The sequence below is a fragment of the Brachybacterium sp. AOP42-C2-15 genome (assembly GCF_052377065.1).
Taxonomy (GTDB): domain Bacteria; phylum Actinomycetota; class Actinomycetes; order Actinomycetales; family Dermabacteraceae; genus Brachybacterium.
Map to the genome: position 1 here is coordinate 111023 of NZ_JBQSWK010000002.1, position 23798 is coordinate 134820.

Annotated in this window: 21 protein-coding genes; 9 read left to right on the top strand and 12 right to left on the bottom strand. The window is 69.9% G+C overall.

Annotated features, from left to right (window positions below):
• Positions 1-58 precede the first annotated feature (58 nt).
• Positions 59-1495 (bottom strand): mycothione reductase, encoded by a 1437-nt coding sequence (locus ACT3SQ_RS01720; RefSeq protein ID WP_441444749.1) that lies wholly within the window; start codon positions 1493-1495, stop codon positions 59-61.
• A gap of 92 nt (positions 1496-1587) precedes the next feature.
• Here ACT3SQ_RS01720 and ACT3SQ_RS01725 point away from each other — a divergent pair, with 92 nt between their 5' ends.
• The 3 genes from ACT3SQ_RS01725 (at position 1588) to ACT3SQ_RS01735 (ending at position 5834) form a co-directional block, all read left to right on the top strand.
• Positions 1588-3963 carry an ATP-binding cassette domain-containing protein gene (locus ACT3SQ_RS01725; protein WP_444600773.1) on the top strand — a complete coding sequence of 792 codons (2376 nt, stop codon included), beginning with the start codon at positions 1588-1590 and terminating at the stop codon, positions 3961-3963.
• Positions 3964-3998: 35 nt separating this feature from the next.
• A complete protein-coding gene (locus ACT3SQ_RS01730) occupies positions 3999-4838 on the top strand; it encodes a putative RNA methyltransferase (protein ID WP_441444751.1) in 840 nt (279 codons plus the stop codon).
• 174 nt (positions 4839-5012) lie between these two features.
• Entirely contained in the window at positions 5013-5834 is an 822-nt protein-coding gene (locus tag ACT3SQ_RS01735) for an HAD hydrolase family protein (protein ID WP_441444752.1), read from the top strand.
• Between the two features lie 117 nt (positions 5835-5951).
• Here ACT3SQ_RS01735 and ACT3SQ_RS01740 read toward each other — a convergent pair whose 3' ends face one another.
• The 6 genes from ACT3SQ_RS01740 to sucC all read right to left on the bottom strand — a co-directional run bounded on the left by ACT3SQ_RS01740 (position 5952) and on the right by sucC (position 11939).
• Positions 5952-6773 carry a hypothetical protein gene (locus tag ACT3SQ_RS01740; RefSeq protein ID WP_442332074.1) on the bottom strand — a complete coding sequence of 274 codons (822 nt, stop codon included), beginning with the start codon at positions 6771-6773 and terminating at the stop codon, positions 5952-5954.
• Positions 6774-6859: 86 nt separating this feature from the next.
• Positions 6860-7762, bottom strand: a complete 903-nt coding sequence (locus ACT3SQ_RS01745; RefSeq protein WP_441444754.1) for a C40 family peptidase — start codon at positions 7760-7762, stop codon at positions 6860-6862.
• Positions 7763-7962: 200 nt separating this feature from the next.
• The gene (locus ACT3SQ_RS01750; protein ID WP_441444755.1) at positions 7963-8670 is read right to left on the bottom strand and encodes a metal-dependent transcriptional regulator; all 708 of its coding nucleotides are present in this window, start codon (positions 8668-8670) and stop codon (positions 7963-7965) included.
• Between the two features lie 92 nt (positions 8671-8762).
• Positions 8763-9680 carry a CPBP family intramembrane glutamic endopeptidase gene (locus ACT3SQ_RS01755; RefSeq protein WP_441444756.1) on the bottom strand — a complete coding sequence of 306 codons (918 nt, stop codon included), beginning with the start codon at positions 9678-9680 and terminating at the stop codon, positions 8763-8765.
• Between the two features lie 186 nt (positions 9681-9866).
• On the bottom strand, positions 9867-10757 hold the full coding sequence (sucD, locus tag ACT3SQ_RS01760) for a succinate--CoA ligase subunit alpha (RefSeq protein ID WP_441444757.1): 891 nt from the start codon (positions 10755-10757) through the stop codon (positions 9867-9869).
• Positions 10758-10769: 12 nt separating this feature from the next.
• On the bottom strand, positions 10770-11939 hold the full coding sequence (gene sucC / locus ACT3SQ_RS01765) for an ADP-forming succinate--CoA ligase subunit beta (RefSeq protein WP_441444758.1): 1170 nt from the start codon (positions 11937-11939) through the stop codon (positions 10770-10772).
• Between the two features lie 270 nt (positions 11940-12209).
• On the opposite strand from sucC, the gene ACT3SQ_RS01770 reads away from it, so the two are divergent.
• The 4 genes from ACT3SQ_RS01770 (at position 12210) to ACT3SQ_RS01785 (ending at position 16645) form a co-directional block, all read left to right on the top strand.
• Positions 12210-12542: a hypothetical protein gene (locus tag ACT3SQ_RS01770; RefSeq protein ID WP_441444759.1), complete on the top strand. Its 333-nt coding sequence runs from the start codon at positions 12210-12212 to the stop codon at positions 12540-12542.
• 14 nt (positions 12543-12556) lie between these two features.
• Positions 12557-13042 carry a hypothetical protein gene (locus ACT3SQ_RS01775; protein ID WP_441444760.1) on the top strand — a complete coding sequence of 162 codons (486 nt, stop codon included), beginning with the start codon at positions 12557-12559 and terminating at the stop codon, positions 13040-13042.
• 149 nt (positions 13043-13191) lie between these two features.
• The gene (locus ACT3SQ_RS01780) at positions 13192-16200 is read left to right on the top strand and encodes a multicopper oxidase domain-containing protein (protein ID WP_441444761.1); all 3009 of its coding nucleotides are present in this window, start codon (positions 13192-13194) and stop codon (positions 16198-16200) included.
• Positions 16201-16228: 28 nt separating this feature from the next.
• On the top strand, positions 16229-16645 hold the full coding sequence (locus ACT3SQ_RS01785; protein ID WP_441444762.1) for a VOC family protein: 417 nt from the start codon (positions 16229-16231) through the stop codon (positions 16643-16645).
• 163 nt (positions 16646-16808) lie between these two features.
• Here the strand turns inward: ACT3SQ_RS01785 and ACT3SQ_RS01790 are convergent, their stop codons facing one another.
• Both ACT3SQ_RS01790 and ACT3SQ_RS01795 read right to left on the bottom strand, forming a co-directional pair.
• Complete coding sequence (locus ACT3SQ_RS01790) at positions 16809-19625, bottom strand: UvrD-helicase domain-containing protein (RefSeq protein WP_442332073.1); 2817 nt, start codon at positions 19623-19625, stop codon at positions 16809-16811.
• A gap of 121 nt (positions 19626-19746) precedes the next feature.
• Positions 19747-20094: a hypothetical protein gene (locus tag ACT3SQ_RS01795; protein WP_441444764.1), complete on the bottom strand. Its 348-nt coding sequence runs from the start codon at positions 20092-20094 to the stop codon at positions 19747-19749.
• A 60-nt stretch (positions 20095-20154) separates the two neighbouring features.
• Between ACT3SQ_RS01795 and ACT3SQ_RS01800 the strand changes: the two genes are divergently transcribed.
• On the top strand, positions 20155-21303 hold the full coding sequence (locus ACT3SQ_RS01800) for a lysylphosphatidylglycerol synthase transmembrane domain-containing protein (RefSeq protein WP_442332072.1): 1149 nt from the start codon (positions 20155-20157) through the stop codon (positions 21301-21303).
• 92 nt (positions 21304-21395) lie between these two features.
• On the opposite strand, the gene ACT3SQ_RS01805 is transcribed toward ACT3SQ_RS01800, so the two are convergent.
• The 3 genes from ACT3SQ_RS01805 to ACT3SQ_RS01815 are packed head-to-tail and all read right to left on the bottom strand — an operon-like array spanning position 21396 to position 23150.
• Positions 21396-21887, bottom strand: a complete 492-nt coding sequence (locus tag ACT3SQ_RS01805; protein WP_441444766.1) for a hypothetical protein — start codon at positions 21885-21887, stop codon at positions 21396-21398.
• Positions 21868-22935 carry an alpha/beta hydrolase gene (locus ACT3SQ_RS01810; RefSeq protein ID WP_442332071.1) on the bottom strand — a complete coding sequence of 356 codons (1068 nt, stop codon included), beginning with the start codon at positions 22933-22935 and terminating at the stop codon, positions 21868-21870. Before ACT3SQ_RS01810 ends, ACT3SQ_RS01805 begins: the two co-directional genes overlap by 20 nt.
• The gene (locus ACT3SQ_RS01815; RefSeq protein WP_441444768.1) at positions 22932-23150 is read right to left on the bottom strand and encodes a BldC family transcriptional regulator; all 219 of its coding nucleotides are present in this window, start codon (positions 23148-23150) and stop codon (positions 22932-22934) included. The genes ACT3SQ_RS01810 and ACT3SQ_RS01815 overlap by 4 nt, the downstream gene beginning before the upstream one ends.
• A gap of 314 nt (positions 23151-23464) precedes the next feature.
• On the opposite strand from ACT3SQ_RS01815, the gene ACT3SQ_RS01820 reads away from it, so the two are divergent.
• Positions 23465-23665: a DUF3073 domain-containing protein gene (locus ACT3SQ_RS01820; protein ID WP_441444769.1), complete on the top strand. Its 201-nt coding sequence runs from the start codon at positions 23465-23467 to the stop codon at positions 23663-23665.
• Positions 23666-23798: the final 133 nt, after the last annotated feature.

A 23798-nucleotide genomic window follows, 5' to 3' on the forward strand; every position in this document is an offset into this window, starting at 1 on the left:
CTGCTCACCCCACGGCGAGCGGGGCCGCGTCCTATGCACCGCTGCGCGCAGGGCTGACTCAGTCCACGAGCTGCAGCAGCGCGTTCTCGATCAGCTCCGGCATCGCCGGGTGGATCCAGTACTGGGTCGAGGCGATGTCGCGGGCGGTCTGCCCGGTGCTCATCGCCTGGATCAGCAGCTGGACCAGGGTGGTCGCTTCGGGACCGATCAGGTGCGCGCCGAGGATCTCCGTCGTCTCCGCATCGGCGATGATCTTCACGAATCCGGTGGTGTCCTCGAGCGCCCAACCGTAGGCGATCGAGGCGTACTCCTGGACCGCGACCTTCACCGCCCGGCCGCTGCTCCGGGCCTGTTCCTCGTCCATCCCGACCCAGGCGACCTGGGGATGGGTGAACACGCCGCTGGGGATCGGCATGGTGTCGCTGCGGCGCAGCTGCTCGGGATGCAGGATGTTGTGCCGCACGATGCGCTGCTCATGGTTGGCGACGTGCTTGAGCTGGTACGGGCTGGAGAGGTCGCCGAACGACCACAGGCCCGGCACCGGCGTCCCACCGGCGAGCACGCGCTGGTGCTCATCCACCTCCACCCGGCCGTCCTCTGCGGTGTCGATGCCGGCGGCATCGACGTCCAGCAGGTCGGAGTTCGGGCGGCGGCCGACGGCGACCAGCAGCTCCTCGGCCTGGATCAGCACCTCGGCGCCATCCCGCTCGCCACGCAGCTCGACGCCGCCGGCAGTACGGCGCACCGAGGTGGTGGACAGCCCGCGCTCCAGCCGCAGCCGCTCTCCGAGGATCTCGGTGAGCCGTGCCGAGACATCCGCGTCCGCGGAGCGCAGCACCTGCGAGGAGCGGGCGATCAGCGTGACCTCCACGCCGAAGGAGGCGAAGATGTGTGCCATCTCCACCGCGATCACGCCGGAGCCCAGGATCGCGAGCGAGGCCGGCAGCTGGTCGATCCGCATGATGGTGTCGGAGGTGTGGGGCTTCGCCTCGGCGAGACCGTCGATCGGAGGCAGCGTCGGGCGCGATCCCGCCCCCAGCACGATGGTCTCGGCGCTGATCGTCTGCACTGAGCTCTCATCGCCGTCGTTCAGCGTCACACGCAGCGTCTTCGCACCCGTGAAGCGAGCGGTGCCGCGCAGCAGCGTGAGGTTGGCATTGTCCTCGTGGTCGCGGCGGTACTCCTCCCCACCGGCGGTGATCGGATCGATGCGCCCGAAGATGCGGTCGCGGATCGCGGGCCAGTCCACATGGCGCAGCTGCTCGGTGAGCCCGAAGCGGGTGGACTCTGCGGGCGTGCGGGCGAGGTCCGCGGTGTGCACGAACATCTTGGTGGGGATGCACCCGAGGTTCAGGCAGGTTCCCCCGAACACCTGATCGGGGCCCACGCCGCGGTCGATCTGCACGATGCTGCGGCCAGCGAACTCCGGACCCGGGAAGGAGTTCGCGGAGCCGGAGCCGATCAGGGCGATGTCGTAATGCGTCACGTCAGTCACCTCCCCAGGCTAGCCGGGGCAAGCAGCCCGAGTGACACAATGGCTCGGCGTGGGATGGTCCGCGCTCCGATGCGCCCCGAGGAGCCTGCTCGATGTCTGCTTCCCACCACCCGGCCGATGCCCACGATCTGATCCGAGTGCGCGGCGCCCGGGCGAACAACCTCCGCAACATCTCCCTCGACATCCCCAAACGCCGCCTGACCGTCTTCACCGGCGTCTCGGGATCGGGCAAGAGCTCACTCGTGTTCGGCACCATCGCCGCCGAGTCGCAGCGGATGATCAACGAGACCTACAGCTCCTTCGTGCAGGGTTTCATGCCGCAGCTGGCCCGGCCCGATGTCGACTCTCTGCAGGGATTGACCACCGCGATCATCGTCGACCAGGAGCGGATGGGCGCGAACGTGCGCTCGACCGTCGGCACCGTCACCGATGCGAACGCCTACCTGCGCACCCTGTTCTCCAAGCTCGCGCAGCCCCACGTGGGCGGCCCCGGCGCGTACTCCTTCAACGTCCCCAGCGTGAGCGCCGCCGGGGCGCTGACGGTGCAGAAGGGTGCCAAGACCATCGCGGAGAAGACCACCTTCTCCCGGGTGGGTGGGATGTGCCCGCGCTGCGAGGGCATGGGGCAGGTGACCGACCTCGATCTCACCGAGCTGTACGACGAGGACAAGTCGCTCCAGGAGGGTCCGTTCCTGGTGCCCGGATACTCCGCCGGCGGCTGGTACGAGAAGCTGTTCGCCTCCTCCGGCTTCTTCCCCGCAGACAAGCCGATCAGGTCTTTCACCACGCGGCAGCTCCACGACTTCCTGTACAAGGAGCCCACCAAGGTCAAGCTCGACGGGGCGAACATGACCTACGAGGGCCTGATCCCGAAGATCCAGAAGTCGATGCTGTCCAAGGACCGCGACTCGATGCAGCCCCATATCCGCGCCTTCGTGGACCGGGCGGTCACCTTCATCGTCTGCCCGGACTGCGAGGGGACGCGCCTGGCCGAGCACGCCCGCAGCTCGCGGATCGACGGAGTCTCGATCGCTGAGGCGACCGCCCTGCAGATCACCGACCTCGCCGCCTGGGTCTCCACGCTCCAGGCGCAGCACGGCAGCGAGAGCGTCGCCCCGCTGCTGACGAACCTGTCCGCGCTGCTGGACGCCTTCGTGAATATCGGCCTCGGCTATCTCTCCCTGGACCGTCCCTCGGGCACCCTCTCGGGTGGTGAATCGCAGCGCACCAGGATGATCCGTCACCTCGGTTCGGCGCTCACCGACGTCACCTATGTGTTCGACGAGCCGACGATCGGGCTGCACCCCCATGACATCTCGACCATGGACTCGCTGCTGGTGGATCTGCGGGACAAGGGCAACACGGTGCTGGTGGTCGAGCACAAGCCCGAGGCCATCGCGATCGCCGACCACGTGATCGACCTCGGCCCGCGCGCAGGTGCCGAGGGCGGCGTCGTGCAGTACGAAGGGGATCTGGCCGGGCTGCGCGCCTCAGGGACCCTGACCGGCACGCACCTGGACCGGAAGGTCTCCCTCAAGGAGGAGATCCGCACCCGCTCCGGCGTGCTCGAGATCCGCGGCGCGGACCAGCACAATCTGCGCTCCGTGGATGTGGACATCCCGCTCGGGGTGCTCACCGTGATCACCGGGGTCGCCGGTTCGGGCAAGAGCTCGCTGGTGCACGGCTCGTTGCCGAAGGGCGCCGGCGTGGTCGTGGTGGACCAGACCGCGATCCGCGGCTCCCGGCGCTCGAACCCGGCGACCTACACGGGGCTGCTGGAGCCGATCCGGAAGGCGTTCGCGAAGGCGAACGGGGTGAAGCCCGCCTTGTTCTCGAACAACTCCGAGGGTGCCTGCCCCGTCTGCAAGGGCGCCGGGGTGATCTACACCGAGCTCGGCTTCATGGAGACCGTCGCGACCCCGTGCGAGGAATGCGAGGGCAGACGGTTCCGCACCGACGTGCTCGAGTATCGCTTCGGCGGGAAGGACATCTCCGAGGTGCTCGCCCTCTCCGTGGCGCAGGCCCGGGAGCTGTTCTCCGGCCCCGAGACGAAGGTTCCGGCCGCGGCGAAGCTGCTGGGCCACCTGGACGAGGTGGGCCTCGGCTATCTCACCATCGGCCAGCCGCTGACGACGCTCTCGGGCGGTGAGCGCCAGCGTCTCAAGCTCGCCACCCATATGGGCGACAAGGGCGGGATCTACGTGCTCGACGAACCGACCACCGGCCTGCACCTGGCCGATGTGGACCAGCTGCTCACCCTGCTGGACCGCCTGGTCGACTCGGGCAAATCGGTGATCGTCATCGAGCATCACCAGGCGGTGATGGCCCATGCCGACCACCTCATCGATCTGGGGCCCGGAGCCGGCCAGGAGGGCGGGCGGATCGTCTTCGAGGGCTCCCCCGCCGCGCTGGTCGCCGACGCCTCGACCCTCACCGGGAAGCATCTGAAGCAGTACGTCGGCGCCTGAGCAGCAGCCTCCCGGCCGGACGTACCCTGGTCCTCGTGTCCCGCCCCCTCCCCGCGCCCCTCGCCTCCTGGCTCGAGAGCCTGGCCTGCCCGCGCTGTCACCGCCCGCTGGAGATCGCGGACCGCACGCTGCGCTGCACCGAACGCCATTCCTTCGACGTCGCGCGTGCCGGCTACGTCTCGCTGCTCACCGGGGCACCAGCCACCAGCGGCGATGACGACGATATGGCCCGGGCACGGGACAGCTTCCTGGCCACCGGCGCCTACGGCCCGCTGCGGGACGTGATCGCCGATCTCGCACCGAGCTCCGCCCGCAGGATCCTCGACATCGGCGGAGGCACCGGCTACTACCTGGCGGGGCTGCTCGAGCAGCTCCCCGCAGCGCAGGGTCTGTGCGTGGACACCTCGGTGCGGGCGCTCCGCTTCGCCGCCCGTGCCCATCCGCGGGCCGCGGCGGCGAGCTGGGACGTGTTCACCCGCTTCCCCCTGAAGGATGCCGCCGCAGACCTGGTGCTCGATGTGTTCGCGCCCCGCAATCCGGCGCAGTTCGCGCGGGTGCTGGAGCCTGGCGGCCACCTCCTGGTCGTGCGGCCCGACGCCGATCACCTCTCCCAGCTGCGCGCGCAGGTCCCGGGCATGGTCGGGGTGGACCCCCGCAAGGAGGAACGCCTGCATGAGGCTCTGGATCCGCTGTTCAGCACCGTCCGGACCGTCCCTGTGCGCTTCGAGGTGTCCCTCGACGCCGCTATCGCCCGGGATCTGGTGGCCATGACGCCGAGCGCGCGGCACGTCGACGAGGAACAGCTGAGGCTGCTGCTGACCGGCACCCGCGAGGTCACCGTCTCGGTGCGGGCGAGCCTGCACCGTCGGCGCTGAGGGCCCCTGGGAACACAGCGTTGTGGCCTCGCCGGTGCACGGAACTGAGGCCCCACGGGCGCTCAGCGGTGACTCTCCCAGCTCAGAGGTGACATCCCGGACCTGATGGCCGCCGCGCCCAGCGTGCTCACCTAGGCTGAGAGAACCGAGACCACCAGGGAAGAAGGAGCATCCGTGGCAGATCGCCGCTGCGTATTCATCGATTTCGACGGCACGTTCGCCCATCGGGGGGTGGCTCCGCGGTCGCACGCTGACGCCGTCCGCCAGGCACGGGCGAACGGGCACGTGATCCTGCTGTGCACCGGCCGGCCCGACTCCATCGTCGCCTCGGAGGTGGCTGCCCTCTTCGACGGCGTGGTGGCCTCCGCCGGTGGCTGGATCAGCGTCGGCGGCCGGGTGCTGCGCGATGAGCGCTTCCCCGAGGCGCTGGGGCGGCGCGCGGTCCACGTGCTGCAGCGCCACGACATCCCGTTCACGCTGGAGACCCCGGAGGCCCTGCTGTGCACGCCACGTTCCGCGCACGAGCTGCGTGCCCGGGTGCGCCCGCAGCTGCCGCAGGGCGGCGTGGGCAACGGTCTGCAGGACCTGATCGACGCGATACACATGCCCGAGGACCTCGCCTCCGCCTCCTTCGCGAAGATCTCCCTGTGGGGTTCGCCGGTGAAGATCGAGCAGCTGGCCGCGGAGATCGGGCCCGAGGTGGGCGCACTGCCCAACTCGATGACGGAGGACGTCAGCTCCGGGGAGCTGCATCTGGTCTCGATCGACAAGGCCGACGGAGTGCGGAGGGTCGCCGACCACCTGGGCATGGCTCTTGCCTCGACGGTCGGTATCGGAGACGGGATGAACGATCTGGGCATGCTGCAGGTGGCCGGGACCGCCATCGCGATCGACGGCGCCCCCGCGCCGGTCCTGGACGCCGCCGGTGGCAATACGGTGCCAGGACCGATGGAGCACGGCATCATCACCGCCTTCGAGCGACTCGGGATGCTCTGAGTCAGGAGGCGAGGAGCTCTCCCCCGAGGGCCTCTCCCCCAGAGCCCGATCCCCGGACCTGGTGGAAGTCGGACCCGATCCCCGGGGCCGATCTGATCCCCGAGCCCGACCCGCGGTTCAGCTGCGACGGCGCAGGCCCACCAGCACGAGGCCGATCGCGGTCACCAGGGCGCCGGCTCCGAGCATGATCACTCCCTGCGGCATCATCGCCGTCTGGAAGTGGCCCTCGAAGACCTGGACGATCGGGCCGACGAAGGGTGCCTGATCGATCGAGTCGGGCACCACGGCCTGCACCTGCTCGCCGAGCCACCACACGCCGGCCCCCGCCAGGATCCCGCCGAGACCGGCCATGATCAGCATGGCGCGGCGGTGCAAGGCGATCAGCAGGGCCAGGGCGAGCAGCACGAGCGCCGCCGGCCCCGCCCAGTACGCCCACGGGGTCACGGCGGAGACTCGGGTCAGCAGCGGGATGTCGGGGATGCTGGCCAGGGTGATGGTCGCATCCTCAGGTCGCGGGATCTCGATCGGCAGCTTCTCCTCCACCGGGGTGAGGATCCTGTCGATCACCGGGCCGAGGTCGACGTCCAGGTCCGAGGCGCCCGGGGAGAAGAGCGCCCCGTGCAGCTCGACCATGGTGGCCTTCCACATCGTGGCGTACACGCCGGTTCCGGTGAGCGCCGCGGCCTGCTCCTCGGCCAGCGGCGTCAGGCTCTCCTCGATCCATCCCGGGATCCGGTCGTCGCCCAGCAGCATCTCGACAGCGCTGTCGCTCAGGGTGCGCTGGAAGCCGGGATCCTCGGCGAGCGGGTCGGTGATGGCGAGGAATCCCTCGCGCTCGACCACGTTGTGGTGGAGCCAGGTGGCCGGCGCCCACAGTGCGCCGAGCACGACGGCGAGGATCAGCAGGACGACGGCGAGGAGATCACGGGCGGAGGACACATGCCTACGGTACCGGTCTCAGGTGCCTCGAGAATGGGAGCGGCCCCGCACCACGAAGTGGTACGGGGCCGATGCTGCGAGGGATATCAGCCGACGCGGATGAAGGTCCAGCTGCCGGAGTAGATGTTGCGCTCGGAGGTGTCCACGCGGCTGTTGCCGGCGTCGACGAACTGATTGCCGCCGGCGTAGATGCCGATGTGACCGGGCTTGTAGACCAGGTCGCCGGGGCGCGCCTCGGAGCGGGAGATGACGGTGCCAGCAGCGGCCTGGTCGCCGGCGCCGCGCGGCAGGCTGACACCGTGCTGGGCGTAGACCCACTGGACGAAGCCGGAGCAGTCCCAGCCGGAGGGGGAGGTGCCGCCGTAGACGTAGGGGGTGCCGATGCCGGAGCGCGCGGTGGCCAGGACCGAGCCGCCCTTGGCTGCGGAGGGAGCCGGAGCGGACTTCTCCTCGGACTTCTCCTGCGAGGAGGACGAGGAAGAGCTGGAATCGGACGAGCGGGACTCCTCCTGCTCGGAGCCGCCGTCGCGGCTGGAGCGCTCCTCGGAGCGCGAGGAGGTGTCGTCCCCACGGGTCTCGGTGCCCTCGCTGGAGGAGTCGTCCTGCTCGGTGGACTCCTCCTGCTCGGACTGCTCAGCGGCCTCGAGCTCAGCGGCTTCACGCTCAGCGGCCTCTGCCGCAGCGATCTCCTCCTCGGTGGGGCCCACCTCGATGGAGATGGCGCCGGCGACCGGGGCGAGCGCGGGCTCAGCCTCAGCGGTCGCGACCTCGACGGCCGGGATGCCCACGGGGGCGATGGCGGGGCTCAGCAGCGCGGGGGCGGCGTCTGCCTGGGGTGCGTCGGCCTGCGGGTCGGCGGTCGCGGCGGCCGCTCCTCCGAACAGCATGGCGGCGGCCATCGCTGCACCGGCACCGGCGCGTCCCGCCCTGGAGACGGGGGTCACCGTGCGCATGGCGCGGCGGTGAGTGTTGTTCGCAGTCTTCGACACGTTGTGGCTCCCAGCCCCGGGTGAAACCCTCGCGCAGCTCCGACGTCCTGCATCCCGTTCCGGTGCGCGTGGGGCTTCCGGGGGGAGTGCCGAGATCCTTGTCGCCTTGGCACGCCCTCGAGACTAGGTGCCCGGACCCGCCTACGTCAGGGTGACAGGAAGCTTCTGGGGAGAGCTTGACGGAGCCTTTACCCGGCGGTCTACGTCGTCACATGGAGCTGGTCCGCCACCACGTCGCCCACGGCGACCTCTCCCCCTCCAGGGCCCCGCAGCACGAAGCTGCCAGCCACTCTCTCCACCGCCATCTGGGCCCCCGGAAGAATGCCCTGACGTGCGAGTTCTCCGAGCAGCGCGACGTCGCTCTGGGCCCGCTCCCCGATCCGCTCGAGGCGCACCTGGCGGGTCTCGCCATCGGCGACCGCCTCGCTCAGCTCACGGCTGGGATTGGAGGGGTCTTTACCTGCCGAGGTGGTGTGGGTCTCGTCGATCCCGAGGGCGGCGAGGCCTGGGATCGGATTGCCGTAGGGATCCACATAGGGCGGCGTCATCTGCTGCGCGAGCCGCTTCTCGACCTCGAGGCTCATCACGTGCTCCCACCGGCACGCCTCCTCATGGACGTGCGCATAGTCCAGCCCGATCACGTCCAGCAGATGCCTCTCGGCGAGGCGATGCTTGCGCATCACGTCGGTGGCCACCGAGGTGCCCTCCTCGGTCAGCCGGATCCGCCGCTGGTCATCGAGATGGAGCAGGCCGTCCCGCTCCATGCGGGCGACAGTCTGGGAGACCGTGGGACCGGAGTGGCCGAGACGCTCAGCGATACGGGCCCGCATGGGCGCGATGCCGGCCTCGTGGAGCTCGAACACCGTCTTCAGATACATCTCTGTGGTGTCGATGAGATCTCCGGACACGGGCCCTCCTCAGTAGCTGTACGACTGGCGCGGTCCAGCTTAGTCGGCGCTCCGGGAGGCCACCGGCGATTTCGCCACTGGCGTCGGTCGCCTCAGCCGAGCAGGCTCAGCAGGTGCAGGAGCACAGCGAAGCCGTTGAGGAGGATATGGGCGAGCACACATGGCCACAGCCGCCGCCAGCGGCTCCAGATCACGCCGAGCGCGATCCCCGTAGTCCCCTGCAGCGCGATCACCTGTGCGGCATTGACCCATAGCGGTCCGTCGCCATGGGAGAAGATGTGCATCAGGCCGAACAGAAGGGACGCCGCCAGGATTCCGGTCCAGGGGCCGGCCAGCGCCTCCAGACGGGTCTGCAGCAGCCGGCGGAAGAGGACCTCCTCGCCGATCCCGGCGGTGACCGCTGTGGCGGTCGCCGCGATGATCAGCATCGGCAGCGGCGGCCAGGAGCTCGGCATGCCCGGGGAGAACGGGCCGATGCTCGAGAGCACTCCGAGCACGAGCACCGGGAGGATCAGGACCCACCGCGGAACCTGCGGCCGCGGGATCCGCACGCTGGAGCCCCGGCGCCTCTTCCCCACGCCGAGCACGAGCCCCGGGATCAGCAGGAACATCGCGAACTTCAGCAGCACGTAGTCCTCGGGCAGCGGGAGCACCGGCACCAGCAGCAGAAAGCCAGCTGCCAGCCCGATCAGTCCGGCGGACTCCGTGGCAGCACGAGGCTGTCTGCGCACGATGGCCGAGCTGTCTCCGCTGCCCGCCGGCAGCAGCAGCGCGAGCACGATCGCGAGCCCGGCGGGGACCAGCAGCAGCGGCACAGCCATCGGCACGTAGCCGGGATCGGCGGAGACGACGACCCCTTGAGGGCTGCGGAGCGCGGTCACCACGATGGCGGTCACGAAGATCCCGCTCAACACCCCGATCACCGCCGGATGGTCGGCGCGGGCGCGGTCGGCGAGCGGAGGCGTCACAGCGGACGATGGCGGTGCCGGAGCCGGGAGCTGAGCAGTCATGAGGACATCCTTCCCGCAGCCTGCGGGACGGCGCCTCCGCCGGACGGAGGAGATCCTCTCATCATCCTCCGCGAGCGATCCTCCGCGATCGACCTCGAATGCGCAGCGCCCCGGATCCGCAGGGGTTCCGGGGCGCTGGCGTCGCGGTGGGACGGACTCAGCCGTCGATGCCGCGTGGGTCGGCTCTCAGGCCAGGCCCTTCATGATCTCGCGCATCAGGTCAGCGGTCTCGGTGGGGGTCTTGCCCACCTTGACGCCGGCGGCCTCGAGAGCCTCCTTCTTGGCCTGCGCGGTGCCCGCGGAGCCGGAGACGATGGCGCCGGCATGGCCCATGGTCTTGCCCTCGGGGGCGGTGAAGCCCGCGACGTAGCCGACGACCGGCTTGGTCACGTGCGCCTTGATGTACTCGGCCGCACGCTCCTCGGCGTCGCCACCGATCTCACCGATCATCACGATGCCGGCGGTCTCCGGATCGTTCTCGAACGCCTCGAGCGCATCGATGTGGGTGGTGCCGATGACCGGGTCGCCGCCGATGCCGATGGCGGTGGTGAAGCCGATGTCGGCCAGCTCGTACATCATCTGGTAGGTCAGGGTGCCGGACTTGGAGACCAGGCCCAGCTTCCCCGCACCGGTGATGTTCGAGGGGGTGATGCCCGCGTTGGACTTGCCGGGGCTGATCAGTCCCGGGCAGTTCGGCCCGATGATGCGGGTCGAGCCCTTCTCCTGCGAGTAGTTGAAGAACTCGGCGGAGTCCTTGACCGGGATGCCCTCGGTGATGATCACCAGCAGCTCGATCGCGGCATCAATAGCCTCGATCGCGGCGCTCTTGGCGAACTTCGGCGGCACGAAGACCACCGAGACGTTCGCACCGGTGGCCTCCATGGCCTCGGCGACGGTCCCGAAGACCGGCACCTCGGCGCCGCCCTCGAAGGTGACGGACTGGCCGGCCTTGCGGGGGTTCACGCCGCCGACGATGTTCGTGCCGGAGTCGAGCATGCGCTGGGAGTGCTTCATGCCCTCCGAGCCCGTCATGCCCTGGACGATGACCTTGCTGTTCTCATCGAGAAAGATAGACATGTCGGGTGCTGCTCACTTTCCTGCGGCGGCGAGCTCGGCAACCTTCGCGGCGCCGCCGTCCATGGTGTCGGCCTGGGTGACGAGGGGATGGGCGAAGTCGGCGAGGATCTTGCGACCCTCCTCGACGTTGTTGCCGTCGAGGCGGACGACGAGCTGCTTGGTGGCTGCATCGCCAAGCTTCTTCAGGGCGCCGACGATGCCGTTGGCGACCGCGTCGCAGGCGGTGATGCCGCCGAAGACGTTGACGAACACCGCGGAGACCTGCTCGTCGCCGAGGATCACGTCGAGGCCGTTGGCCATCACCTCGGCGGAGGCGCCGCCGCCGATGTCCAGGAAGTTCGCGGGCTTCACGCCGTGGGACTCACCGGCGTAGGCGACCACGTCGAGGGTGGACATGACCAGGCCCGCGCCGTTGCCGATGATGCCGACCTCGCCGTCGAGCTTGACGTAGTTGAGATCCAGCGCCTTGGCCTTGGTCTCCAGCGGGTCCTCGGAGGTGACGTCGACGAGAGCGGCGTGGTCCTCGTGGCGGAACTCCGCGTTGTCGTCGAGGGTGATCTTGCCATCCAGGGCGACGATGTCACCGGCGCCGGTCTTCACCAGCGGGTTCACCTCGACGAGGGTGGCGTCCTCGTTCTTGTAGACATCCCAGAGCTTCTCCAGCACGGGGGCGACCTTCGCGCCGGTCTCGGCGTTGAACTTCGCGGCCTCGACGATCTCCTTCGCCTTGGCCGCGTCGATCCCGACGTTGGGGTCGACGGCCACGCGGGCGAGGGCCTCGGGGCGCTCGACGGCGAGCTGCTCGATCTCCATGCCGCCCTCGACCGAACACATGGCCAGGTAGTTGCGGTTGGCCCGGTCCAGCAGCAGCGAGAAGTAGTACTCCTCGGCGATGTCGGCACCGGCCGCGATCATGACGCGGTGCACGGTGTGGCCCTTGATGTCCATACCGAGGATCTCGGAGGCCTGCTGCTCCGCCTCCTCGGGGGACTTGGCGATCTTGACGCCGCCGGCCTTGCCGCGGCCACCGGTCTTCACCTGGGCCTTGACGACGACGACCGGGGTGCCGAGCTTCTCTGCGCCGGCCTTGGCGGCCGCCGGATCCTCCGCGACGACTCCTCCGAGCACGGGCACGCCGTGCTTCTCGAAGAGATCGCGGGCCTGGTATTCATACAGGTCCACGGGGTGGGTTTCCTCTCGATGTCGGCAGTGGGCGGCCGGCCGCACTGGCCTCGATGCCACCCCTGGGAACATCGCCAGGGTATCGCTTCCCCCGACCGTGATCGCACCACTGGCAATGGTGTGCGTGGAGTCTCACTCGATGCGGTCACGACCTGGCGGGGCTCCCCCGCGCCCGTCCTGCGCTCCCCGCGCCCGCCCTGCCCCCGCACCGCCCACGAGACCCGACCTCGTCCTGGGTGCATGTCCAGCCGGCGCGACTACGATGACGGGATGAATCGACGACCCCGCGGCCTGGTCCGGCGAGTACGGGACCACATCGGCTTCAGCGTGATCGCGATCGGCGTGCTGTTCATCGTGCTGCGGCTGGTCGGGGTGCGCTCCACGTTCGCGGGCTTCGTCCTGTCCGTGGCCATCACGCTGGCCCTGAACGTGGGCCTGTCCTACTACACCGACTACCGCGCGAAGCATCCCCGGCCGCAGCGGGAGAACCGCGGAGGCGGAGACATCCGCTTCCGTGAGGACGATGCGCGAGATCAGCGCCGCATGGACCCTCGTGACCGCGACCGCCACCCGGTGCGCGAGCATCGCGACGAGAACCGCTGAGAGGAAGAGTCGCCATGGCCGATTGGAAGACGTACGCGAAGGCCGCTCGAAATACGGCCCGCAAGCAGGCCCCGGAGGCGCGCGACGCCGCCCGGCGCGCTTCCGACCGAGCGGGCGGTTACGTCCGCGCCGCCGGGAAGGCGATCGACGAAGGGCGCGACGAGCACTCCTCGCCGCGGACCACGACCTCAGAACGGCCACGGGTCGACGGCGACAGGCTCCGCAGCGACGCCGTCGCCTACTACACGGTGGCCAGCCGCCGCGTGACGGCTGCGAACATCGGCCCCCGGATCCTGCGTTCTCTGCGGGACGCCCTGCTGATCGGGCTGTCCCTCTTCATCATCTGGGGCGTGCTCGCTGCGGCCGGGATCCCGATCCCTTTCACCACGGTGCTGATCATCGTCGCGGTGATCGTGGTGGTCAGCTTCGCCGGTGGCGTGTATGCGCAGTGGAAGCGCGCCCGGGAGGCGCAGCCGCCCGCCGCCGAGCCGCGGGCCTGACCGGCCGGCTCCGCAGAGTCGCGGGCCTGACCGACCCAGGACCTTCGCCACCGCCGTAGTGCGGCCCACGGATCTACTCTGGATAGGTCCCTGCCCGTGGCTCGACCGGATGAACGTCGTCCCGGCCGGAGCCTCCCCCCGAGGTGGTCATGCCTGAGCCGTCCCTCCCCCACGCCGCCACCCCGCTCCGCGGTCGTCCCCGCCCGGAGGGCTCGTCGGGCCGTGGCTCCTGGCATCGCCGCGCGTCCCGCCCCGTCTCGTTGTGGATGGTCGCGCTGGTCGTGGTGGTGCTGACCCATCAATGGATACCGCAGTCACGCTGGCTGCTGGTGCACATGGTGACCCTGGGGCTGATCACCACCTCGATCATGGTGTGGGGGCAGCATTTCACCGAGGCGCTGCTGAAGACCCGCCTGGGTGAGGAGTCCCGGCCCCGACAGCTCAGCCGCATCCGTCTGCTGAGCGCCGGGGTGCTGGTCACGATCCTCGGCATGCTGCCGACCTGGCCCTGGGTGGTGGTGCTCGGGGCTCTGATGGTCTCCGCTGCGCTGGTCTGGTACGCCGTGGCGCTCGGTGCCCAGATCCGAGCGGCTCTGGCGCCTCGCTTCGAGTTCACCGTCAAGGCGTACATCGGCGCGGCCTGCCTGATCCCGGTGGGTGCGACGCTCGGCGCAGTGATGGCGTTCAGCCCGGGCGAGCCGTGGCAGGGACGTCTGCTGCTCGCCCACCAGCTGGTGAACATCCTGGGCTTCGTGGGGATCACGGTCACCGGCACCCTGCTGACGCTGTGGCCCACGGTGCTGCGCACCCGGATCGAGCTGGCCGCTGCTCGGCGGTCAGCGGGCGGCCTGCTGGGCATGCTGCTGGCGGTGCTCGGTGCGACCGCAGGCGCCCTGCTGGGCTCGACGCTCCTCGGCTGCGCCTTCCTGCTCGCCTACCTGGGCTCCTTCGCCTGGGTCGCGGTGACCCTGATCCAGGTGACGCTCCGCGCCGCCCGCCAGGAGCGCACCGTGCCGCTGCCGCTGTTCCCCGTGCTCTCGATCGCATCCGGGGTGATCTGGTTCGCGGTGACCGTGGTGGGGCTGCTGGCGATGTGGTGGCGATCGGCCGACGAGCAGCTCGCCAGCTCGCTGGTCGCCGCGGATATCCAGCAGCTGACTGTTCCGTTCGTGACCGGCTTCCTGCTGCAGGTGCTGCTGGGCGCGATGAGCTACCTGCTGCCTGTGACGATGCGCGGCGGCCCACGGTCCACGAAGGCCGCGCTCGAGGTGATGAGCCGCTTCGCGGTGCTGCGCATCGTCACCTACAACCTCGCGGTCGCACTGTTCGTGCTGTCCGGGATCGGGACCTCCGCCTCTGGGGCGGTGTTCGCTGCGCTCACGCTCGGAACGGCCGACGTCGCGGACTTCGGGTCGTTGTCGCGGGTGGTGCTCTCGCTGCTGGGCTTCGCGGTGCTGTTCACGTTCCTGGTGCTGATGGTCATGGCCATCAGGGCGAGCGTGCGGAATCGAGGCGTCGGCCTGCCGATGCCGGTCCGGGCCCCTGACACGGCGCCCGGCGCCGCGACCGGGACCGCCTCGGCCCTGCCGGTCCCGTCGACTCCCGTCAGCGCGGCGGCACCGGCCTCCGTTCCAGCCACCGCCGACGCAGCGGCATCGCCTTCCGCTCCGGCCCCCGCCAGCGCGGAGGCAACGCCCTCCCCGTCGGCCCCGCCCCGGGCAGCGGCCGCTTCGGCGTCCCGCTCCGAGGGGATGGACCGTCGGGCGCTGACCGGTGCGCTGCTGGGGATCGGTTCGGTGCTGGGAGCGACAGCGCTGGGCACCTCGCTGGACCGTGCACAGGGTTCGGTCCCCGACCACGGCGCTCTGCACGGGGCCGGCGTCGGCAGCGCGGTCGCCCCCACCGGAGCGACCACCACCATCGCGGTGAGCATGGCGGAGATGCGCTTCTCCCCCTCCACTCTCGACGTGCCCGCCGGGAACGCGCTGGTGATCGAGCTGAGCAATGACGACCCCTATGACGTGCACGACCTCGTGCTGGCCAGCGGTGTCTCCTCCGGTCGGCTGCAGCCCGGGGAGAGCACCACGGTGGATGCCGGGGTGATCGGCCACGACCTGGAAGGCTGGTGCTCGATCGTCGGCCACCGCGCGATGGGGATGACCCTCCAGATCACTGCCGGCGGAGCAGGCGCCGCACCCGGGCCCGAGCATCCTTCCGCTGGTGCGACCGGGCAGGAGCTCGCTCGGATCCCCCTGGATCTGCAGGCCGCTCCGGGCACCGCCCACCGCCCCCGCCCGGCGCTCCTGCCGCCGAGCGCAGGACCGCAGCAGCGCCTCCCCCTCGAGATCACGGAGGTCGACGCCGAGATCGCCCCGGGGGTGCGGATGGACGCCATGACCTTCGGCGGCACGGTGGTCGGCCCGGTGCTGCGCTCTGAGCTCGGGGCACGGCTCACCGTCGATCTGGTGAACCACGGCTCGATGGGGCACTCGCTGGACCTGCACGCCGGACGCATCTCCCCGGACCAGTCGATGCGCACCATCCCGCCCGGCGAGAGCCTCGAATACTCGATCACCACCGACTATGCCGGGATCTGGCTCTATCACTGCTCGACCATGCCGATGAGCGTCCACCTGGCGGCCGGGATGGTCGGGGCGCTGATCGTCCCGCCAGCGGTCCTGGCGGAGGTGGACCGCGAGTACGTGCTGGTCCAGTCCGAGCACTACCTGGTGCCCGAGGGTGCCGCCGGATATGACGCGGCGATGCACGAGGGCGCCCATCCCGTCAGCCCTGCGAAGATCGCAGCCGAGCAGCCGGACGCCACCGTGTTCAACGGGCATGCCAACCAGTACGTCCACGCCCCGCTCGAGGCTCGAGTGGGTGAACGGGTGCGCCTGTGGGTGCTCGCCGCCGGCCCGTCGCGGGGGATCTCCTTCCATGTGGTGGGCGGGGTGTTCGACACCGTGTTCAAGGAGGGTGAGTATCTGCTGCGCCCGGACAACGAGAACCGTGGCGGGTCGCAGGCGCTGGACCTCGCTGCCGCGCAGGGCGGGTTCGTCGAGCTGGTCTTCGACGAGCCGGGCACCTATACCGCGGTGAACCACTCCTTCGTGGAGATGGAGCGCGGGGCGCGAGCACTGATCCGGGTGACCGGCTGAGAGTCCGCTGCGGTGGTACCGTCAGCCCATGACCTCACCGCCGCCTCGTTCAGGCCTCCATCATCTTGAGCTGTGGACCGCAGATCTCGCCGCCGCAGAGCCAGCCTGGCACTGGCTGATGACGACCCTCGGCTGGGCGGCCGAACGGTTGGAGGGCTGGGAGCGGGGCCGCATCTGGCGCTCGGCAGATGGCGGCTACCTGGTGCTCGAGCAGTCCCCGGACGTGCTCGGCACGCGCTCGGAGCGTCGCTCCCCGGGCATGAACCATCTCGCCCTGCGGGTGACCGACCGTGCCGTCCTCGACGCGATCAGGAGCGCCGCCCCGGAGCACGGCTGGCGCGAGCTGTTCGCCGAGCGCTACCCACACGCCGGCGGGCAGGACCACACAGCCTGGTACGGCGAGGACGCCGAGGGCATCGAGGTGGAGCTGGTCCTCGCTCCCTGAGCCCGGCTGAGCAGGCCGCGCCGGAGTTCGGTCCGACGGGCCACGCACGAGCCAGGCCCCTGGGCTCCGCCGGAGTCAGGCCCTCGACCCCGCCAGAGCCCGGCCCCGCGAGTCCCGCAAGAGCGGGGCCTCGCGGTCCAGGTGTGCTCAGAGCTTGGTGTGCTCAGAGCTTGGTGACTGCGGCGTAGCGCAGCACCAGGCGCTTGGTGCCGTGCGGAGGCTTGAACTGCACCTCGATCTGGGTCTTGTCCCCCTGCCCGGCGACCTCGGTGACCGTCCCCATCCCGAAGGAGTCATGGGTGATCCGATCACCTGCCACGAGCTGGGGCAGCTTCTCCGCAGGGGTCGCCTTGCGGCCCGAGCCGAGGCTCGGTCGCTTGATGTCGCTGCGCCCGCCGCCGATGCCGCCGCTGAAGGAGGGTCCGCGTTGGGAGCTGGTGCTGCGGCCCCCGCCGTAGCCGCCCGAGCCGCTGTAGCTCCCGCCGAATCCGGCACCGCTGAGGGTGGACCCCGCACGGGCGACGTCGAGCACCTCTTCAGGGACCTCGTCGAGGAAGCGACTGGCGGGCATGAACTGCGACTGCCCCCAGGTGGAGCGCATCTGCGCGCGGGTCAGGTAGAGCTTCTCTCGGGCGCGAGTGATGCCCACATACGCGAGGCGCCGCTCCTCCTCGAGCTCCTCCGGGTCGCCGAGCGTGCGGTTGTGGGGGAAGGTGCCGTCCTCCATCCCGGTGAGGAAGACGACCGGGAACTCGAGGCCCTTGGCGGTGTGGAGGGTCATCAAGGTGACGAACTGGTCCTCCTCCCCGGGGATCTGGTCCGCATCGGCGACCAGGGAGACCTTCTCCAGGAAGCGGTCCACAAGGCTCGCCTCGGGATCATCCGGAGCAGTCAGTGCGGCATCGGGCGCGACGTCGGCGCCGGGAGCATCCGCTGCGGGGGTGGCGTCAGCGGCGGTGGTGGTGGTGACGGTGGCGGAGCTCACATCGACCGCTGCCGGAGCGTCGCCTGCCTCCGCCATCTCGTCCTCGTACTCGCTGGCCACCGCGTCGGCCTCTTCGGTCTGCGCCTCGAACTCGGCGGCGACGCTGATCAGCTCGGCGAGGTTCTCCAGACGGGACTCGTCCTGCGGATCATCGCTGCCCTGCAGCTCGGCGTAATAGCCCGAGCGCTGCAGGATCGCCTCGAGCAGCGCGGCGGGGCCGTGCCCGGCCTCGGCCATCTCCTGCAGATCCTCGAGCATCGCCACGAAGACGCGCACGGCGTTCAGCGAGCGCGTGGCGATTCCGGGCGCCTCCTCGGCACGGCGCAGTGCCTCGCCGAACCCGATCCGGTCTCGTTCGGCGAGCATCGCAATCGTTGCTTCGGCCCGGTCGCCGATGCCGCGTTTGGGGACGTTGAGGATGCGGCGCAGGTTGATCTCGTCGGCCGGGTTGGCGAGCACCTGCAGGTAGGCGATCGCGTCCTTGATCTCACGGCGCTCGTAGAAGCGCGTGCCACCGACCACCCGATAGGGCAGCCCGACCCGGATCAGCTGGTCCTCGAGCGCCCGGGACTGGGCGTTGGCGCGGTAGAAGATCGCGATCTCGCCGGCGCGGCGGCCGTCGTCCACCAGGGCGTCGATCTGGCGGCCGATGTACCGGGCCTCCTCCCGCTCGTCGTCGGCGACATAGAGGGTGATCTTCTCGCCCTGTCCCTGATCGGTCCACAGGTTCTTCTTGCGGCGCCCGGCGTTCTCCTCGATCACGGAGTTCGCCGCGGACAGGATGTTCTGGGTGGAGCGGTAGTTCTGCTCGAGCACGATGGTGCGGGCTGAGGGGAAGTCCTGCTCGAACTCGACGATGTTGCGGATCGTCGCACCGCGGAAGGCGTAGATCGACTGATCCGAGTCGCCCACGACGGTGAGGTCAGCGCGAGGGTTCTCCCCCACGAGCTCTCGCACCAGCTGGTACTGGGCGGTGTTGGTGTCCTGGTACTCGTCCACCAGCAGGTGTCGGAAGCGCCGGCGATAGCCCTCCCGGATCGCCGGGTTGTCCCGCAGCAGGGTCACCGTCAGCCCGATCAGGTCATCGAAGTCCACGGCATTGGCCTGGCGCAGCCGCTCGGTGTAGTTCGTGAAGATCCGGGCCAGGGTCCGCTCGAAGGGATTCTTCGCACTCTCCGCCTGGGCGGCGAAGTCCGCCGGCTCGACCAGGTCGTTCTTCAGGCTCGAGATGCGCGAGGCCAGTGCCCGGGGCGCGTGCTTCTTGGTGTCCAGCTGCAGGTCCTTGGCGATCGTGGTGATCAGCCGCAGCGAGTCCGCGCTGTCGTAGATGGTGAAGGAGCTCTTGAGCCCAGCCGCCTGGGCGTCCCGACGCAGGATGCGCACGCAGGCGCTGTGGAAGGTGGCGACCCACATGCTGCGGGCCACCGGACCCACCAGCTCTCCCACGCGTTCGCGCATCTCGGCCGCCGCCTTGTTGGTGAAGGTGATCGCGAGGATCTCCCCGGGCATCGCCTCACCGGTGCGCAGCAGGTGCGCGATCCTGCGGGTGAGCACGCGGGTCTTGCCCGAGCCGGCACCGGCGACGATCAGCAGGGGGCTGCCGCGATGCTCGACGGCCTCGTGCTGGGCCGGGTTCAGCCCGTCGGTCAGTTCTGCGAGCCCCGCCGCTGCGGCGCCGGCAGGCGACCTCCAGCCGCCGCTCTCCGATCCACGCTCAGCGGGATGCGGGGCCTCCTCCAGATCCGCCGGGGGCTGGGGTACGGGGCGGTCCTGCGCCGGCGGCGCCGAATCGAAGGGAGGCTCCTCGCCATAGGGCGGTTCGTCCTCGCCATAGAACGGTTCGTCGTCCTCCGGGGGGCCGTCGGGCAGCGGCGGCTGCTCGGAGCGATCGCGCTCCTGCTCGCGCCTCGTCGCGGAAGCGGCAGGGGTCACCGACACGCCATCCAGTCGGCGGAAGGCATCGGGCAGCGAGAGGTCGTCGAAAAGTGAGCTCATGAGGGTTCCAGGATAGGCACGGGGCCCGACAGCGTGTGTGCTGCCGGGCCCCGTTGTGGACTGATCGGTGAAGAGGGTGAGCGCGAGCACGCTCGAGCGGTGTCTTTCAGCCGGTCACGGCTCAGACGAAGACGGCGATGATCACATTCGCGACGATCGCGGCGGGAATGCCGAACCAGACCGCGGAGGGCGTCTCGGGGCCCTTCTTGTTCGCGATGTAGGCGAGCACCACGGCGACCACACCGATCAGCAGCTTGATCCCGAGCTTCATGTGATTCGGGTCGCCGGGGAGGGCGCCCGGGATCGAGACCAGAGCGGCGAGCAGAACGCCGATCACGACGGCACCCGCCGTGGCGTGGGCCATGCCCTTGTTCGGCTGGCGGGTACGGGCAGCTGCCACCCAGGTGCCGAGCGCCACGGCCCAGCAGATCAGGTGCAGCACGACAAGGAGGGAGAACAGGAAGGACATGACACCATGTTAGATCCTTCCCCTGAGAGGACTCTGCTCGCCGCGTGCGAGAATCACCGCATGTCAGCGGCTTCCCCAGGCTCCCCCGACTCTCCGGACCCCGGTCCTGCCACCGTGCCGCTCGGCGCGGACGATGCCGCGCGCGCTCGGCGAGGGCCCGACTGGCTCATCCAGGAGCTCTCCGAGTTCGACGCCGAACGCCCGCCCCGCCTCACCCCGGGGCGCCTCGTCGCAGGAATCCTCTCCGGGGCGCTGGTGATCGCGCTGCTCGGCTGGGCGCTCCCCTGGACCACCGGCGCGAGCTGGGCCGAGATCGGCGGGACCCTCGCGTCCCTGCCGCTGTGGGCGCTGCCCGCCATGGTGATTCTCGGAGCCGGGGCGCTGGTGCTGGAATCGCTCACCGTGCGTGCCGCTCTGCCCGGGTCACGCTGGCGCCCCGCCCTGCTGGGGCACGCCGCCTCGTCGGCGACCACCCTGGCCATCCCGGGGGGCTCAGTGCTGGGGCTGGGCGTGCTGGGCTGGATCCTGCGTCGCTCCGGGCTCGCGCTGCCGCTCATCTTCACCGGCATCGTCGCCGCGTCACTGGTCGAGATGGTGATCACCTCGGTGCTGATCCCGCTGCTGGGACTTGGCGCCTATGCGCTGAGCTCGGTGCTGGCGCCGACGGGGATCGCGCTGCCCGGTGCGCTGTGGGCGGCGCTGGTCGCGGTTCTCGGCGCTGTGCTCGCCCTCGCGCTCACCTCAGTGCTGCTGCGCCGGCCGGTGCTGGCGAAGATCCTCGCCCAGTTCGGGCAGACGCTGCCCGAGCACCTCGCACGCGAGATCCTCATGCAGCGCGATGCCCTGGTGCAGATGCTCCGGCGCCGTCCGCTGCAGCTGCTGGCACCCACGATCGGCGCCCGGCTGCTGCAGTGGATCGCGCTGCTGGCGGCCTTCGAGGCGGTGGGGGCCACCGTGCCGCTGGCGTTGACGGTGGCGATCTTCGCGCTCGGGAGGGTGCTCTCCCTGGTACCCCTGACCCCGGGCGGTGCCGGCGTGTCCGAGGCGGTCGGAGCCGCTGCGCTGGTGGCCCTGGGGGTGGGTGCCGCCGAGTCCGCGGCGGCGATGCTCCTGCTGCTGGTGACCATGCTGATCATCCCGCTGTTGGGAGGGGCGCTCGCTGCCGTGGTGGCACTGAGCTTCGCGCCCGATCGACGACCGGCGCGCTGAGGCGGCAGTACTCGACCAGCAGCACTGAGCCAGCAGCGCCGGGCAAGTCGGCAGGGCCCGCACCCGGGTCCGATCACGTGCGGGGACGGGACTCAGCCCATCTCGTCGTCGTCGGGTTCGTCGTAGTCGGGGGTGTCGATCCCGAGGGTGTGGGACGGATGGGCGAGGAGGCCCTCGCCAGCGCTCGGCAGCAGGGGGAAGCCGCCGATGCTGGCACCGTGCTCGGTGCCGACGAAGGCAGCGACATCCTGCACATGTCGATGCGCCTCATCGCCCCTGCCCAGGAATCCAGCGCCGGAGTATCCTCCCAGCCGGCGCCCGCTGCTGCGTTCGGCGGCCACCGCGGCGCCGTCCAGCTGCTTGGCGCTGGCCCGCATCCCGCTCGCGATCCTTCCCAGCTCCGGATACTGGTCCAGGGTCCAGCGCTCGTGGAGCTTCTCGCCGATCTCCCGGGTCTCGGGGACCACGGAGAGGGTGACGTCCACCAGGGAGTTGGCCAGTCGCAGCCGCAGGATGGTGAGGCGGTCTGCGGCACGGCGCAGGGCAGCTGCGTGCCCTCGCAGCTCACACGGGTCCGCGGTCATCGGTCAGCTCCTTCCCGGGACGTGCTGGCACCGAGGTGCCGAGGTCGGAGGCACCGTCGAGTGCACTCATGGTAGGGGCTCCAGCGCTGAGCGCATCCAGCCATTCGTCCAGGATCGTGGTGGCCCTGGACCGGGCATCCGCGTCGGAGAGGAAGACGTCGTGGCGGGCTCCGTCGATCGCCTCGATCCGCACCTCGGGGCCGAGGCGGGCGGCGGCGCGGGCGAGGGTGCGGACGTCCAGCACCGAATCGGCACGTCGCATCTCTTCGACGAACCGCGCACCGATCCGGCTGCGCGCGGAGTGCATCACCAGCACCGGGATGGACAGCGGGCCGGCAGCGGCGAGGCGGCTCTGGCCCTCGATGATCGCGCCGAGGGTGACGGCCGGCAGGCCATGCCCGCCGGGTGGCTTGAGCGTCAGGTCATAGTCATAGGACCCACCGAAGTCACGATGGGTGGCCCGGGCATAGTTATCGCTCCCCGAGGGGAAGAGGGGACGGCGCCGGAGTCGTTCCGCGAGCAGTCTCACCGGTGCCTCCGCGAGGGATCGGGCCACCGGCCCCAGATGCATCTCGAGCCATGGGGAGTTCAGCGCGAGGCCCGCGACCGTGCCGGGATGGCGCTGCGCCCAGAGTGCCGCGGTGAGCCCGCCGGTGGAGTGGGCCAGCAGCACCGGCGGCCGGTCGCGGCCGATGATCCGCAGCGCGGCCCCGATCTCCTGGTCATAGCGGTTGAGGTGATCGACCTCGGTCGCGGTCTGGCCGGGCAGCAGGCTGCGTCCGTGCTTGCGCAGGTCCACGCCCCAGACTTCATGCCCGTGGCGTCCCAGGTGCTCCATCAGATCACGGTCGAACACATAGTCGGACCATCCGTGCATCAGCAGGATCGGCGGCTTCTTCGCCGCGCCCGTTGCCTCTGCACCGACCGGCTGTGGGGTGTCCGTCGCCTCGCGATGGATCAGCGTGGCGATCAGGGGTCCTTCGTCATCCGCTCCGAGGTCGATCGGGTGCGCTGTGTACCCCTCCCCCAGGATCGGGTCTCTGCTCACTCGTCCTTGGTGCTGTCCTGGAGCAGGTCGACGACCTCATCGCGGCGGTAGCGGCGATGGCCGCCGAGGGTGCGCATGTAGGTGAGCTTTCCTGCCTGGGCCCAGCGGGTGACCGTCTTGGGGTCGACGTGGAACATCTTGGCGACCTCGGCGGGGGTCAGTAGTTCCGCGGTGTCCTCATTGCCCGCGGGGTGTTGCTCCGTGGATGCATTCATGGGGCGTGCGACCTTTCACTGCGGGCATCGGGGAGCGGGCAGCGCCCTGATAGACAGGTGATGTGCGCTCCGGTCTCCAGACTACTGGGTAATGTCTGAAGTCGAGCAAACTTATGACCAGTGTCGTGCCAATATCCAGAGTTCGGCCGTGCCCTCTGGGTCACATCCTGATTCCCCGAAGGGATGTCCGGCACGTCTCACTCCTCGGGGTTCGCCGGACGACAGGGCGACCATGTACCCTGGGCCCACGAAACTAATGCCATCTTCCGGGTCGACAAGAGCACCCGGCAGCCGATGCACAGGGGGTCAGATCCATGGGTCGCGGCCGACAGAAAGCCAAGCACACCAAGGTGGCACGGGACCTCAAGTACTACAGCCCGCCGACGGACCTCACGGCACTGCAGCGCGAGCTGCAGTCTCAGAGAGGCGAGACAGCCTCCGCCAATGGAGACAGTCGGGCCGAGGACAGCGACGACCGGGCCGACGAAGACGCTCCGTCCGTCTATCGCCGTTGAGGACGCCCGGCACCAGCCGGGAAGCACCGTGACACAGCAGGAGGGCCGACCCATTGGGTCGGCCCTCCTGCTGTGTCACGGCCACTGTGTCACGACGTCACGGCTCCTGTGTCACGACATCACGGATCCTGTG

Bases quoted from the DNA above. Each gene is read 5' to 3' on its own strand.
- ACT3SQ_RS01725 (WP_444600773.1), top strand. From the start codon at position 1,588: ATGTCTGCTTCCCACCACCCGGCCGATGCCCACGATCTGATCCGAGTG.
- ACT3SQ_RS01755 (WP_441444756.1), bottom strand. From the start codon at position 9,680: ATGACTGCTCAGCTCCCGGCTCCGGCACCGCCATCGTCCGCTGTGACG.
- sucD (WP_441444757.1), bottom strand. From the start codon at position 10,757: ATGTCTATCTTTCTCGATGAGAACAGCAAGGTCATCGTCCAGGGCATG.
- ACT3SQ_RS01770 (WP_441444759.1), top strand. From the start codon at position 12,210: ATGAATCGACGACCCCGCGGCCTGGTCCGGCGAGTACGGGACCACATC.
- ACT3SQ_RS01775 (WP_441444760.1), top strand. From the start codon at position 12,557: ATGGCCGATTGGAAGACGTACGCGAAGGCCGCTCGAAATACGGCCCGC.
- ACT3SQ_RS01780 (WP_441444761.1), top strand. From the start codon at position 13,192: ATGCCTGAGCCGTCCCTCCCCCACGCCGCCACCCCGCTCCGCGGTCGT.
- ACT3SQ_RS01785 (WP_441444762.1), top strand. From the start codon at position 16,229: ATGACCTCACCGCCGCCTCGTTCAGGCCTCCATCATCTTGAGCTGTGG.
- ACT3SQ_RS01790 (WP_442332073.1), bottom strand. From the start codon at position 19,625: ATGAGCTCACTTTTCGACGACCTCTCGCTGCCCGATGCCTTCCGCCGA.
- ACT3SQ_RS01795 (WP_441444764.1), bottom strand. From the start codon at position 20,094: ATGTCCTTCCTGTTCTCCCTCCTTGTCGTGCTGCACCTGATCTGCTGG.
- ACT3SQ_RS01800 (WP_442332072.1), top strand. From the start codon at position 20,155: ATGTCAGCGGCTTCCCCAGGCTCCCCCGACTCTCCGGACCCCGGTCCT.
- ACT3SQ_RS01805 (WP_441444766.1), bottom strand. From the start codon at position 21,887: ATGACCGCGGACCCGTGTGAGCTGCGAGGGCACGCAGCTGCCCTGCGC.
- ACT3SQ_RS01815 (WP_441444768.1), bottom strand. From the start codon at position 23,150: ATGAATGCATCCACGGAGCAACACCCCGCGGGCAATGAGGACACCGCG.
- ACT3SQ_RS01820 (WP_441444769.1), top strand. From the start codon at position 23,465: ATGGGTCGCGGCCGACAGAAAGCCAAGCACACCAAGGTGGCACGGGAC.